Here is a 13,702-nt window from a genome sequence, read left to right on the forward strand (position 1 = left end):
CTAATAAGCTTAAATTTACAGTCTTAAAATTTTTAATATGAAAGTAGCAGTTGTTGGAGCAACAGGCATGGTAGGACAAGTAATGCTTAGCGTTTTACAGGAACGTAATTTTCCTGTAACGGAACTTATTCCAGTTGCATCAGAGCGTTCTGTAGGGAACAAAATTTCTTATAATAACAAGGAATATAGTATTATAAGTTTACAAGATGCCGTAAATGCAAAGCCAGATATCGCTTTGTTTTCTGCAGGAGGAGAAACTTCATTAGAATGGGCACCTAAGTTTGCAGAATTAGGGACTACGGTAGTAGACAATTCTTCGGCATGGCGTATGGACGAAACCAAAAAATTAATTGTTCCAGAAATTAATGCTTCAGAGTTAACTAAAAACGATAAGATTATTGCTAATCCTAATTGTTCAACCATACAATTGGTAATGGCTTTAGCACCACTTCATAAAAAATATAAAATGAAACGTGTATTGGTATCAACGTATCAGTCGGTTTCTGGTACAGGAATAAAAGCCGTACAACAATTAGAAAATGAAATAGCAGGCATCAAAGGAGAAATGGCTTATCCTTACCCAATAGGTAAAAATGCTTTACCACATTGCGACGTATTTGAGGAAAATGGGTACACTAAAGAAGAAATGAAATTAGCCAGAGAACCTCAAAAAATATTAAACGACAAAACATTTTCCGTGTCAGCAACTGCGGTAAGAATTCCTACTGCTGGTGGACATAGTGAAGCCGTTAATGTAGAGTTTGAAAAAGATTTTAATCTTGCAGATGTAAGACAAATATTAAGCGAAACTCCTGGTGTAGTTGTACAAGATAATACCGCTACAAATATCTATCCAATGCCAATTTATGCGCATAATAAAGATGAAGTGTTTGTAGGTCGTATTCGTAGAGACGAAACACAACCAAACACTTTAAATATGTGGATTGTGGCCGATAATTTACGTAAAGGTGCTGCGACTAATACGGTACAAATTGCAGAGTATTTAGTAAAAAATCAATTGGTATAATTTAAAAAAAATATAAAATTAAGCGTTGTATTAGTTTAAACCTTAAATTTACTTAGAATCTATATTAATGAAACAATTTATACTTGTTGCTTTATTCACTTTTTTCGCCATAAGTTCTTATGGTCAAAAAGTTGTGGCTAATAGTGGCGAGAATATTTTTAATAAAGTAGAAGCAAATACCAATCCTGAAACCGTTTCCATTTCTCCAAACCCAACCACTAAATTTCTAATAGTATCGACTATTGAGAATTTAAACACCTACGAGATTTATGATGTTTTAGGTAAAAAAATATTAAGTAAACCTATTGTAAAAGACATTAATGTTTCTAACCTAAAAGATGGTATTTACTTTTTAAAACTTATAGGTCCAAATCAGACAGTAAATAAGAAATTTATAAAACAGTAATCGCATAAAACGATACGTTAAAAAGCACTTACATATAGACTTGTAAGTGCTTTTTTTGTTAAATTTAGATTCAAAATCTTAATCAATGAAAAAATTAACCCTTTGTGCAATTACACTTGCTACAATTATGTCGTGTAAAACAGATAAAAAACAAGAACAGGAAGAATCCCAAATGGCTATTACTTATCCCGAAACTAAACGTGTTGACTCTACAAGAACTTATTTTGGTGTAGAGGTTAAAGACGATTTTGGTTGGCTGGAAGACGATAGAAGCCCGGATACCGAAGCTTGGGTAAAAGCACAAAATAAAGTAACCTATAATTATTTAGACCAGATTCCTTATAGAGCAGCACTTAAAGATCGCTTGGAGAAGCTATGGAATTATGAAAAAGTAGGAGCACCATTTAAAGAAGGTAATCAAAACTACTATTATAAAAATGATGGATTACAAAATCATTATGTTATTTACAGAACAAACGAAAACGGTAATGATGAGGTATTTCTAGATCCTAACACATTCTCTGAAGATGGAACCACTTCATTATCGGGATTAAGTTTTACAGAAGATGGCTCTTTAGCTGCTTATTCCATTTCTGAAGGTGGAAGTGACTGGCGTAAAGTCTTAATCATGAATACCGAAACTAAAGAAATTATTGAAGATACTTTAGTAGATATCAAATTCAGCGGAACCTCATGGAAAGGTAACGATGGATTTTATTATTCAAGTTACGACAAACCTAAAGGTAGCGAGCTATCGGCAAAAACAGATCAGCACAAAGTGTACTACCATAAGTTAGGCACGCCTCAAAAAGACGATAAAATTATTTTTGGGGCTACAGAAGCAGAAAAACACCGTTATATAGGCGCAAACGTAACCGAAGATCAAAATTATCTTATGTTAAGCGCTTCAGTTTCCACCTCTGGAAACAAGTTATTTATTAAAGATTTAAAGTCTCCAAATGCTAATTTTAAACCTATAATAGACAATACCGATTCCGATACTTATTTAGTAGAAAATGTGGGTAGTAAACTCTACTTAAAAACCAATTTAAACGCACCTAACGGTAAAGTTGTGGTAGTAGACGCTAAAAATCCATCACCAGAAAATTGGGTAGATTTTATTCCAGAAACCGAAAATGTACTTTCAATTTCTACAGGTGGTCATTATTTCTTTGCAGAATATATGGTAGATGCGGTTTCTAAAGTAATACAATACGACTATGATGGTAAATTAGTTAGAGAAGTTAAATTACCAGGTATTGGAAGCGCAGGAAGTATTGGTGGGAAAAAAGAAGAGAAAGAATTATACTATTCATTTACCAATTACAACACGCCAAGTAGTATTTACAAATACAATGTAGAAACCGGTGAGTCTACGCAATACTGGACACCAAAAATAGATTTTAATAGTGATGACTACGAATCTAAGCAAGTCTTCTATTTCTCTAAAGATGGTACAAAAATACCTATGATTATTACCTACAAAAAAGGCACCGAACTTAATGGTAAAAATCCAACCATACTTTACGGTTATGGCGGTTTCAACATTAGCTTAACACCAAGTTTTAGCATTACCAATTCCGTTTGGTTAGAGCAAGGTGGTATCTACGCAGTGCCTAATTTACGTGGTGGTGGCGAATACGGTAAAAAGTGGCATGATGCAGGTACACAGCTTAAAAAGCAAAATGTATTTGACGACTTTATTGCAGCTGCCGAATATTTAATAGAAAACAAATACACTTCAAAATCTTATCTAGCTATTTCGGGACGTTCTAACGGCGGTTTGTTAGTTGGCGCCACTCTAACACAAAGACCAGATTTAATGCAAGTAGCATTACCGGGCGTAGGTGTATTAGACATGTTACGTTACCATACTTTTACTGCAGGAGCTGGTTGGGCTTACGATTACGGAACCGCAGAAGATAATAGAGAGATGTTCGACTATCTTAAAAACTATTCTCCGGTACACAATGTAAAGCCAGATACCGAGTATCCAGCAACCTTAATTACTACAGGAGATCATGACGACCGTGTAGTTCCAGCACACAGTTTTAAATTTGCGGCAGAGTTACAAGCTAATCAAACTGGCGCAAATCCAACTCTAATTCGTATAGATGTAAATGCAGGTCATGGCGCAGGAAAACCTGTAAGTATGCAAATACAAGAATGGGCAGATATTTATGGCTTTACCTTATATAACATGGGCTATAAAGTGTTACCCACACAAAAGCTTAAAAAATAATTAAGTATTTTATCTAAAAAAGCGATACGTAAAAGTATCGCTTTTTTTATTTGGGCAAATGGCAAGCCACCACGCTATAAGCTATATCTTTTTTGTCATGAGGTTTCGACTGCGCTCAACCAGACAAAAAAGGATGCCGCTCCTATCGTTTTTGCAAAATTTATAAAATTTGTTATCTTAAAGAAGATTGTTTTTTTCTCAAATGAAATTCAGATTTAAAACGTAAGGTGTCTAAATCTTCTAAGAAGTCCATATAATTATATTTATCATTTATTTTATTTAGAGTCCAAAACTGTGTTGAATCGTAAATAAACTTATAAGTACCATTCTTGTTAGCTTGCAATGTAAATTCTATTTTATTAGAATTATCAACATCACATAATATAATATTAGTTTCAGAAACAAAAATTTTTCGTTTTTCTGTAGTTAAGAAATCTGGATCTATTTGATAATAAGTATTGTCTTGTATCACAATTTCAAAATACTGATTTTCACTAGTTAAGACAGAATAACTACCAATTAGTTTTTCTCGATGACTACAAGACATAGCAACAAATAAAAAAAGAATATAAATTAAGGTTTCTTTTAAACTAATCATCTTACAAAATTAATACTGGTTGCATCATGAGTTGGATTCTGCTTTTCAGCAGAATGACAAATCGACTAAACTAAAAACCCCACCACATCTTCAATTTTAGAAATCAATTGAATTTTAATGCATTTTGGTTTAATTGAAATCTTATTATATTTGGATACAAAAATGGTTGAAAAGCCTAATTTTTCAGCTTCTAAAATACGTTGTTCTACGCGTTGTACAGGTCTTATTTCTCCAGATAAGCCAACTTCTGCAGCAAAACAATAATTACTTGGCAAAGCTTCATCTTCGTTGCTCGATAAAATAGCTGCAACTACGGCTAAATCTATCGCAGGATCGTCTACAGTAATTCCACCAGTAATATTTAAAAACACATCTTTTGCACCTAATCTAAACCCTGCACGCTTTTCTAAAACTGCCAAAAGCATGTTTAAGCGTTTGGCGTTAAAGCCTGTGGCGCTTCGTTGTGGGGTACCATAAACTGCGGTACTTACTAAGGCTTGTACTTCTATCATTAAAGGTCTTACGCCTTCTAAAGTTGCGGCTATGGCGTTTCCAGAAAGTTCACCATCTTTCTCAGAAATAAGTAACTCGCTAGGGTTAGATACTTCGCGTAAACCTGTGCCTTGCATTTCGTATATCCCTAACTCGTTGGTAGATCCAAAACGGTTTTTATTGGCACGTAATATTCTAAACACATGGTTGCGGTCGCCTTCAAAATGAAGTACCGTATCTACCATGTGTTCTAATATTTTTGGTCCGGCAATGTTACCGTCTTTAGTAATATGTCCAATTAAAATAACAGGAGTATTAGTTTCTTTAGCAAACTTAATAAGCTCTGTAGTACATTCTTTAACCTGAGAAATACTTCCTGCAGAAGACTCGATATAATCGCTTTGCAAAGTTTGGATAGAATCAATTACCACAATATCTGGCTCTAAAGCTTCAATTTGCTTAAAAATATGTTGTGTTTTGGTTTCGGTTAAAATAAAACACGTGTTGTTAACTGGATTAATACGTTCGGCACGCATTTTTATTTGTTTCTGGCTTTCTTCACCCGAAACATAAAGGGTTTTATAGGGTAATTTTAAAGCTATTTGTAAGCACAACGTACTTTTACCAATACCAGGATCTCCACCTAAAAGCGTTAAACTTCCAGGTACTAATCCGCCACCAAGTACTCGGTTAAATTCGGCATCAAACGTGTCTAAACGCGCTTCTTTTGCCGAGTCTATTTCATGAATAAGTAAGGGTTTGGCATTTTTGGTTTTTACGGTGGTTGTGGCTTTCCAATCGTTTTTATCTGGTTTACTTACCAGTTCTTCCACTATGGTATTCCACTCCTTACAAGCCGTACATTGTCCTTGCCATTTGGCAAATTGGGTACCACAATTCTGACAAAAAAATGCCGATTTAAGTTTTGCCATATTTAGAAGCCGAAATCTGCTTTTAACTGGTCTGCTTTTTCTAACACTTCATCTTTGGTTATCCCTCCAATTTCTTCAAAAATATAAGCGTTTTGATAAGCTTTATAAGCTTTTTTAGGCTCGCCTATTTCTTCGTAATAACGTGCCATATAGTATGGTCCAATAATATGGTCTGGATATTCTTTTTTAGCAATTTTAGATAACTCTTCTAGAGGTTCCCATTTCTCCGACTTTCTAATAGCCGCATAAATAGCTCTGAAATCGTTAATTAAAATTTGTTTTTTGATACCAAAAAGGTCTTCTATAGTTGCATACTTTTCAGTTAAATACTCTACTGGAGATCCGCTTAATTTTAAAATAACATCGGTATATTCTTTTTTGCTAATAGGTTGATACACAAAAAAGGTGTTTTCTAAAGCTTTTGCAAATGAATGTGCAGGTAAAGAATAATGAGATGGTCCTTCAAAAGTATCTGCATTAAAAAAGAAATTTTTATTATCTACCGTTTTTAAAGTGGCAGCTAAAGCTTCGGTATTTGTTTTAATTTCTGGCACGTCATTAGTTGAGGTCGCTAAATAATAAAACAATTTAGTTTCGGTTTTTGGAGCTACATCGGTTATAAACGACATCATGTCTGGTGCAAAATCTGGTCCTAAAACTACAAACGACTGAAATGTTGGTGTTTTTTCAGCTTTCAACATAAAATAGTTAACATAATTAGCAGATTTACCATGACCCACCATCATTTTAAACTTCTCTAAATTGAAGTTTTTTTCCAAATAAGGTAAAACCTCTTCCATAACAAAACTGAAGAATTGTTGTCCTTCATCCATAGGAAGCGAATTTCTTTCATCATATAATAAGTCTGTATCTCTTGTTTTAGATTGGTTGATTCCTACCACTATAGAATTTGGCATATCGTCCCAAAATGAATAGTAATCTACTATCCCTGCAACAGGCTCAAATAAATAATCGCCATCTAAAACCACGACTAAAGGATATTTTTTTCCGTCATTCTCGTAAGCATCGTGACCACGCGGGACTTGTATTTTAAGTTCTCGAGTTTCGCCTAAAATACTAGATTCTATATTTTTATATAGGGTTTGTGCTGTAATTTGAACTGTTGCAAGTATTGCAACTAAAAGGAAACAGATGTTTTTCATTTTAAAAAGAATTTACTTGTATGCAATGTACAAATTATTTCTTTTTATTAAATAGCGGTAAACAAATTAAAGAGGCGCCACCACAAATAATAATCATAGCGGTTTGTGCCGTCCACATAATCCAGCCAAAAGCCAGACTTGGACTGTAAGGTAAATTAAACAACGTAAATCCTGTTACTACTGCTACCGGAAAAGAACCAATCCCACCATTGGTTGCAGCAATACTAAAACTGGCTAAAATAAACCCAATAAGGACAGCTCCAATAGTCACACCTTCAAGTTCTGGTACTGCAAAAGTGGTGACATAAAACATAAGCACATACATGATCCAGATAAAAAACGTGTGGAAAATAAAGGCCCATTTTTTCTTCATTTTAAAAATACTTAAAGCGCCATCTATAAGTCCTGTTATAAAGGTTTTAATTTTTAAGGCCAGTCCGGAAGTGCTTTTTCTAATTATTAAAAATGCAACAAAACCAAGACTTAATAAGAGCAAAGCTGCTATTAAAATTGAATTAAAATTAAATCTGGATTCTAAGAAATCAAAAATAAAATCAAACTGAAGAAAAAGCGTTATGCCAACAATAAGAAACATGATAATTAAATCGGCAATACGCTCGGCAACAATGGTTCCAAAGCCTTTTTCGAAAGGAACCTTTTCATAATTGGTTAAAATGGTTGCTCGGGCAACTTCTCCAGCTCTAGGAATAGTAAAATTAATAAGGTATGCAGAAAACACTGCCATAAAACTGTTGGCAAATTTAATTTTATATCCCAATGGTTCCAAAATAAAAACCCAGCGATATGCTCTAGAAATATGACTAAGTAACCCAAAAAACACACCTAAAAACACATAAAAATAATTAGCGCTTTTAAAATATTCTAGTAGCTCACTAAAAGACACTTTAGATAAGGAGTACCAGACTAAAAAAAATCCCAACAAAAGTGGGATTCCTATTTTTAATGTGTTTTTTAAAGATTTAGACACGAATTATTGCAATAAATTATTGGCTTCATTAGGAAACACAAGGTTTGGTTGAAACGTTTTAGCTTCTTCAATATCCATAGTTCCATAAGTAATTAAAATAAGGATATCTCCTTTAGCTACTTTACGAGCTGCAGCTCCATTTAAGGTAATTTCACCTGAATTACGAGGTCCTGGAATAGCGTAAGTTTCTAAACGTTCGCCATTATTATTGTTTACAATCTGAACTTTTTCACCTCTAATTATGTTTGCAGCATCCATTAAATCTTCATCAATAGTAATACTACCAATATAATTTAACTCGGCTCCTGTAACTTTAACTCGGTGAATTTTAGATTTTACAACTTGTATTAACATGGTACAAATATAATTAATTTAGAGCGATATTGTCTATAAGTCTAATGTTTTCAGTATAGACCGCAATAAACGCACGGTATGTTTTAGATTTACTTTTTCTTTTAACGGGTTTTAAATTTGTTTCGTCTGCAATAGTAAAATATTCCAACTCTAAAGTTTTATTATTCGAAAATTGTTTTTCTACCCATTTCACTACTTCATTAGCACTTTTTGTGCCAAAATAAATTTTTGCTTGTTGAAGTGTTTTATAGATAAATGAAGCTTCATTTCTGGCAGATTCAGATAAGCGTTCGTTTCTGGAGCTCATGGCTAAACCGTTGGGCTCTCTATAAATGTCGCAACCAATAATGGTAACCGGAATATTATTTTTTTTAACTAACGTTTTAATAATTTGAAGTTGTTGGAAATCTTTTTCGCCAAAAAACGCTTTGTCAGGTTTTACAATTTCCAATAGTTTTTTTACAACGGTTCCTACACCATCAAAATGTCCTGCTCGAAATTTACCTTCCATTTCATGCTCTAAACCATTAAAATCGAAATGTTTAGACGTGACCGTATTCTCATAAATATCGTCTACAGTTGGGGCATAAACCAAAAGTTGATTGGAAACTGTTTTTAATAAATTAACATCTCTTTCTAATGTACGCGGGTATTTGTTTAAATCTTCCGGATTATCAAATTGCGTCGGATTTACAAAAATACTAACCAAAACAAAATCATTTTCTTGCAAAGCACTTTGTACTAAAGAAAGATGACCTTGGTGTAAAGCGCCCATAGTAGGCACAAATCCAATAGTATAATTTTTAGTTTTTAAAGCGTTAATTTGTTTTTGTAAATCCTTGCTTTTATTGAAAACCTGCATATATTAATATAAGTTTAACGTCTGCAAAACTAAGATTTTAAGCCGATATTAGCATTATTTTTTGTACTTTTGCGTGTTTTTTATTTTGTTTTTTAAAAATAAATCTGTTTTATATTTTAAAGACAGTGTAATAATGATCAAAAATTTAATTTATGAAAGATAAGAGGATATTATATGTATCATCTGAGGTAGTACCTTATTTGCCAGAAACTGAAATCTCATCAATGTCGTTTGAAACCCCAAGAATGATTAACCAGCAAGGTGGGCAAATAAGAATTTTTATGCCAAGATTTGGTAATATCAATGAAAGAAGACATCAATTACATGAAGTTATACGTCTCTCAGGAATTAATTTAGTTATAAACGATTTAGATATGCCTCTAATTATAAAGGTAGCATCGATCCCTAAAGAACGTATTCAGGTTTATTTTATAGATAACGACGATTATTTTAAAAGAAAAGCAACTTTAACCGATGAGGACGGAAAACTGTTTTCAGATAACGACGAGCGTGCTATATTTTTTGCAAAAGGCGTTATTGAAACGGTTAAAAAATTAAACTGGTCTCCAGACATTATCCATGTTCACGGGTGGTTAGCTTCATTATTACCACTTTATTTGAAACAGTTTTATAAAGATGAACCATTATTTACAGAAAGTAAAATTGTAACCTCTATCTATAATAAAGGTTTTGATGGAGAATTAAACAAAGACTTAATTAATAAAGTAAAGTTTGATCAAATTGATGATAAAGCAATCGATTTGCTGAAAATACCAAATTACACCAACTTTATGAAAGTGGCTATAGACCACTCGGATGCACTTATTAAAGGTTCCTATGAATTGCCTGAAGAGTTAAACACTTATTTAGATAATGCAGATAAACCAGTCTTAGATTTTAAAGAAAAAGACGAATTTGCAGAAGCCTACACTAATTTTTATAATACAAGCGTTTTACAATAAACGTTTTTTTGCTATGAAACATATTTTATTAAAGCTTACAGCTTTAACCTTACTAATATCTTTAAGCTCTTGCGACAAAGATTTTGCCGACATTGAAAGTGATGTAAAAGGAGCACAGAACTTTAACGTTTCTGTTAGGGAATTTCCAGTTACAGCCTTTTCTAAAAATACAGGACCTGTACAAGTAAATGGTTTACCATACAGTTATTTAGGTGTTTTAAAGGATAACACTTATAATACACAAACCACAGCTAACATAATTACGGAAATTACACCTACTACTTTTAACCCAGATTTTGGAGAGAATCCTAGAATTAAAAGAGTAATTTTAAATATTCCTTATTTTTCTACTTTAAACTCTACATCCGAAGATGGAGAAGGGCAGTACACTTTAGATTCTATTTTTGGAAATCAAGATGTAACCTATAAGTTAACTATTTTAAAAAGTAATTATTTATTAAGAGATTTAGATCCTGCAACTAATTTTGAGGAACCACAGCGCTATTATTCAGATTTTTATACGAATACTTTAGAGGCACAAGATGATTCTTACACAGTTCTTTATACAATTGATGATTTTAAACCAAATAGCTCCGAAAATGTTTTGTTTGAACTTGGAGAAGATGGATTACCAACAACAGACATAAAAAGTAGGTTTTCTCCAGGATTATTTTTAAACCTTTTAAATAACAATCCAAACGATACAACAAACGCTAATAAGCAATTTTGGAACGATTTATTAGGGATAGTAGAAGATACAGATCCAGCAACTGATAACACACAAACAACACTAGATTATTTAAGTAATGCCAACAATTTTAAAGCATTCTTTAGAGGTTTAATATTTAAGGTTGAGGCAACTAATGCAGATGGTAGTTTAATTGCACTTAATCTTGCAAATACAAATGCTGGTATTACGGTAGACTTTACTAACAATGCAGAAGATGCACCAGGTTTTGTAGAAGATATCAGAAACCCATCAGAGTATAATTTTGGATTTAATGGAATACGTTTAAATACCTTTACAAATACACCAGACATCGCTACCTTAAATGCAAACGAGGTTAGTGGGGACGACAACTTGTTTTTACGTGGCTTCAATGGTAATTTCGCTGTAATCGATTTATTTGGAAGTGAAGATTTTGATGGTAATGGTATATCAGACGAATTAGAAAATTTCAAAAGTTTTAGAGGGAAGTGGTTGATTAATGAAGCTAATTTGACATTTTTTGTTGATAATAGCCAAATCAATAATCCAAATGGAAAACAACCTAATAGAGTTGTCTTGTACGATTTAAAAAATAACTTACCAATCATTGATTACTTTTTTGATAGTACATCAACTGCAGACGCAAATTCTTCAAGAACTGTTTATTCGGTTCCGTTAACAAGAAATTCTAGTGGTGAAGGTGTTAAATATAAAATAAGACTTACAGAGCATATGAATAACATATTATTGAGAGATTCCACAAATGTGAAACTTGGACTATATGTTACCAACAATATAAATAATCTTGGAACGTCTCAGTTAAAAACTCCTGTAACTGTTGGCTTACCAAATGATCAAACAATAATTGAAGCTGTTCCTCAGAACACGGTATTAAATAATAAAGGTACAGTACTTTATGGAACTTCTTCAAATGTTCCTGAAGATAAAAAAGTGAAGTTTGAAATTTATTACACAGAAGAAAATTAGTAATTATGTGTGGAATTGTAGGTTATATTGGTAAGCGTGAAGCTTATCCAGTTGTTTTAGAAGGTTTAAAACGATTAGAATATAGAGGATATGATAGTGCTGGAATTGCCATTTATGATGGGAATGATATCAAACTTTGTAAGACTAAGGGTAAGGTTTCGGACTTAGAGCTGAAAGCTAAAAATGATATTATAACCTCAGGAAACCTTGCTATTGGACATACACGATGGGCAACTCACGGTGTACCAAACGATGTGAATTCTCACCCACATTATTCCAATTCCGGAAATCTGGTTATTATTCATAATGGAATAATTGAAAATTATGAATCAATAAAACAAGAGTTAATTAAAAGAGGCTACATCTTTCACTCAGATACAGACACAGAGGTTTTAGTTAATTTAATTGAAGATGTTCAGAGAAACCAAAATTTAAAATTAGGTAAAGCCGTTCAAATTGCATTAAATCAAGTGGTTGGTGCCTATGCAATTGCCGTTTTTGATAAAAATAAACCTAATGAAATTGTTGTAGCAAAACTTGGTAGCCCTTTAGCTATTGGGGTTGGAGAAGACGAGTTTTTTATTGCTAGTGATGCCTCTCCATTTTTAGAGTATACCAAAAAAGCGATTTATCTGGAAGATGAAGAATTAGCGGTTATTCGTTTAGGGAAAGACATCAAAATTAGGAAAATTATAAGCGACGAGTTAACCGATACCTACATACAAGAGCTTCAAATTAATTTAGAGCAAATTGTAAAAGGTGGTTACGATCATTTTATGCTTAAAGAAATTTATGAACAGCCAAATGCCATAAAAGATACTTATAGAGGTCGTTTATTAGTTAAAGAAGGCATTATCAGAATGGCTGGAATAGACGATAATTTAGATCGTTTCCTTAATGCAAACAGAATTATCGTTGTGGCTTGTGGTACATCATGGCATGCAGGTTTGGTTTCAGAATATATTTTTGAGGATTTAGCAAGAATACCTGTTGAGGTTGAGTATGCATCAGAATTTAGATATCGTAACCCTGTTATAACCAATAAAGATGTGGTTATTGCTATTTCTCAATCTGGAGAAACAGCAGATACTTTAGCAGCTATCAAACTAGCCAAACAACATGGTGCATTTGTATTTGGTGTTTGTAATGTAGTAGGTTCTTCAATTGCAAGAGAGGCAGATGCCGGAGCATACACACATGCAGGTCCAGAAATAGGAGTAGCTTCAACTAAAGCATTTACTACTCAAATTACTGTATTAACCCTTATTGCTTTAAAATTAGCTAAAGCAAATGGTAATATTTCAACAAGTAATTATCAGTATCATTTACAAGAACTCGAGCTTATTCCTGAAAAAGTAAAAAAAGCATTAGAGTCGGATAAACATATTTTAGAAGTTGCTAAAATGTATAAGGATGCTAAGAATTGTCTTTATTTAGGAAGAGGCTATAATTTTCCTGTAGCTCTAGAAGGCGCATTAAAACTAAAAGAGATTTCTTACATCCATGCGGAAGGATATCCAGCTGCAGAAATGAAGCACGGTCCAATTGCTTTAATTGATGAGCAAATGCCTGTTTTTGTAATTGCAACAAAAAAAGGTCATTACGAAAAAGTGGTAAGTAATGTTCAAGAAATCAAGGCGAGAAAAGGTAAAATAATTGGTATTGTTACCGAAGGTGACGTTGATGTTAAGAATTTAGCAGATCACGTCATTGAAGTGCCGGACACTTTAGAGGCCTTGTCTCCATTATTAACTACAATTCCCCTTCAGTTATTATCTTACCATATTGCGGTATTACTTGACAAAAATGTAGACCAACCAAGAAACCTTGCAAAATCGGTTACGGTAGAATAAAAACATAAAAAATATCAAAATAAATAAAAGCACATTCACATTTTGAATGTGCTTTTTTTGTTAAAAAACTATTATGCACGCATAATTTTTATAAAATTTTCACAATAAATAGTTAAAAAATGTATAT

Annotated in this window: 12 protein-coding genes; 6 read left to right on the forward strand and 6 right to left on the reverse strand. The window is 32.9% G+C overall.

Translation table 11 applies throughout. From position 1 onward, the window contains the following. Positions 1 to 37: 37 nt before the first annotated feature. The 3 genes from C7H52_RS03570 (at position 38) to C7H52_RS03580 (ending at position 3,675) form a co-directional block, all read left to right on the forward strand. A complete protein-coding gene (locus C7H52_RS03570; protein ID WP_106462511.1) occupies positions 38 to 1,027 on the forward strand; it encodes an aspartate-semialdehyde dehydrogenase in 990 nt (329 codons plus the stop codon). A gap of 67 nt (positions 1,028 to 1,094) precedes the next feature. Continuing rightward, on the forward strand, positions 1,095 to 1,433 hold the full coding sequence (locus tag C7H52_RS03575; RefSeq protein WP_106462512.1) for a T9SS type A sorting domain-containing protein: 339 nt from the start codon (positions 1,095 to 1,097) through the stop codon (positions 1,431 to 1,433). Positions 1,434 to 1,518: 85 nt separating this feature from the next. Further along, positions 1,519 to 3,675 (forward strand): prolyl oligopeptidase family serine peptidase, encoded by a 2,157-nt coding sequence (locus C7H52_RS03580; protein ID WP_106462513.1) that lies wholly within the window; start codon positions 1,519 to 1,521, stop codon positions 3,673 to 3,675. Between the two features lie 172 nt (positions 3,676 to 3,847). On the opposite strand, the gene C7H52_RS03585 is transcribed toward C7H52_RS03580, so the two are convergent. From C7H52_RS03585 to panC, 6 genes are all read right to left on the reverse strand, one after another. Beyond that, positions 3,848 to 4,273 carry a hypothetical protein gene (locus tag C7H52_RS03585; RefSeq protein ID WP_106462514.1) on the reverse strand — a complete coding sequence of 142 codons (426 nt, stop codon included), beginning with the start codon at positions 4,271 to 4,273 and terminating at the stop codon, positions 3,848 to 3,850. A 65-nt stretch (positions 4,274 to 4,338) separates the two neighbouring features. Next, positions 4,339 to 5,697: a DNA repair protein RadA gene (gene radA / locus C7H52_RS03590; RefSeq protein ID WP_106462515.1), complete on the reverse strand. Its 1,359-nt coding sequence runs from the start codon at positions 5,695 to 5,697 to the stop codon at positions 4,339 to 4,341. Positions 5,698 to 5,699: 2 nt separating this feature from the next. Then, positions 5,700 to 6,860 (reverse strand): alpha/beta hydrolase, encoded by a 1,161-nt coding sequence (locus C7H52_RS03595; RefSeq protein ID WP_106462516.1) that lies wholly within the window; start codon positions 6,858 to 6,860, stop codon positions 5,700 to 5,702. A gap of 34 nt (positions 6,861 to 6,894) precedes the next feature. Then, a complete protein-coding gene (locus C7H52_RS03600) occupies positions 6,895 to 7,800 on the reverse strand; it encodes a lysylphosphatidylglycerol synthase transmembrane domain-containing protein (RefSeq protein WP_245918563.1) in 906 nt (301 codons plus the stop codon). Between the two features lie 51 nt (positions 7,801 to 7,851). Then, positions 7,852 to 8,202, reverse strand: coding sequence for an aspartate 1-decarboxylase (gene panD / locus C7H52_RS03605; protein ID WP_106462518.1), 351 nt, complete (start codon positions 8,200 to 8,202; stop codon positions 7,852 to 7,854). 13 nt (positions 8,203 to 8,215) lie between these two features. Next, positions 8,216 to 9,064: a pantoate--beta-alanine ligase gene (panC, locus tag C7H52_RS03610; protein WP_106462519.1), complete on the reverse strand. Its 849-nt coding sequence runs from the start codon at positions 9,062 to 9,064 to the stop codon at positions 8,216 to 8,218. 152 nt (positions 9,065 to 9,216) lie between these two features. Between panC and C7H52_RS03615 the strand changes: the two genes are divergently transcribed. Genes C7H52_RS03615 through glmS form a run of 3 tightly spaced genes read left to right on the forward strand, consistent with a single transcriptional unit; the run spans position 9,217 to position 13,575 of the window. Continuing rightward, complete coding sequence (locus tag C7H52_RS03615; RefSeq protein ID WP_106462520.1) at positions 9,217 to 10,026, forward strand: glycogen/starch synthase; 810 nt, start codon at positions 9,217 to 9,219, stop codon at positions 10,024 to 10,026. 13 nt (positions 10,027 to 10,039) lie between these two features. Continuing rightward, positions 10,040 to 11,722 carry a DUF4270 domain-containing protein gene (locus C7H52_RS03620; RefSeq protein ID WP_146130002.1) on the forward strand — a complete coding sequence of 561 codons (1,683 nt, stop codon included), beginning with the start codon at positions 10,040 to 10,042 and terminating at the stop codon, positions 11,720 to 11,722. Positions 11,723 to 11,727: 5 nt separating this feature from the next. Continuing rightward, complete coding sequence (gene glmS / locus C7H52_RS03625) at positions 11,728 to 13,575, forward strand: glutamine--fructose-6-phosphate transaminase (isomerizing) (protein ID WP_106462522.1); 1,848 nt, start codon at positions 11,728 to 11,730, stop codon at positions 13,573 to 13,575. Positions 13,576 to 13,702: the final 127 nt, after the last annotated feature.

Origin of the sequence: Aurantibacter aestuarii, assembly GCF_003008425.1 — a bacterium.
Classification (GTDB): Bacteria; Bacteroidota; Bacteroidia; order Flavobacteriales; family Flavobacteriaceae; genus Aurantibacter; species Aurantibacter aestuarii.

What these genes read in the sequence shown, in the direction of transcription:
- glmS (WP_106462522.1), top strand. Translation starts at nt 11,728, where the DNA reads ATGTGTGGAATTGTAGGTTATATTGGTAAGCGTGAAGCTTATCCAGTT.
- C7H52_RS03620 (WP_146130002.1), top strand. Translation starts at nt 10,040, where the DNA reads ATGAAACATATTTTATTAAAGCTTACAGCTTTAACCTTACTAATATCT.
- C7H52_RS03580 (WP_106462513.1), top strand. Translation starts at nt 1,519, where the DNA reads ATGAAAAAATTAACCCTTTGTGCAATTACACTTGCTACAATTATGTCG.
- radA (WP_106462515.1), bottom strand. Translation starts at nt 5,697, where the DNA reads ATGGCAAAACTTAAATCGGCATTTTTTTGTCAGAATTGTGGTACCCAA.
- panC (WP_106462519.1), bottom strand. Translation starts at nt 9,064, where the DNA reads ATGCAGGTTTTCAATAAAAGCAAGGATTTACAAAAACAAATTAACGCT.
- panD (WP_106462518.1), bottom strand. Translation starts at nt 8,202, where the DNA reads ATGTTAATACAAGTTGTAAAATCTAAAATTCACCGAGTTAAAGTTACA.
- C7H52_RS03575 (WP_106462512.1), top strand. Translation starts at nt 1,095, where the DNA reads ATGAAACAATTTATACTTGTTGCTTTATTCACTTTTTTCGCCATAAGT.
- C7H52_RS03585 (WP_106462514.1), bottom strand. Translation starts at nt 4,273, where the DNA reads ATGATTAGTTTAAAAGAAACCTTAATTTATATTCTTTTTTTATTTGTT.
- C7H52_RS03595 (WP_106462516.1), bottom strand. Translation starts at nt 6,860, where the DNA reads ATGAAAAACATCTGTTTCCTTTTAGTTGCAATACTTGCAACAGTTCAA.
- C7H52_RS03570 (WP_106462511.1), top strand. Translation starts at nt 38, where the DNA reads ATGAAAGTAGCAGTTGTTGGAGCAACAGGCATGGTAGGACAAGTAATG.
- C7H52_RS03615 (WP_106462520.1), top strand. Translation starts at nt 9,217, where the DNA reads ATGAAAGATAAGAGGATATTATATGTATCATCTGAGGTAGTACCTTAT.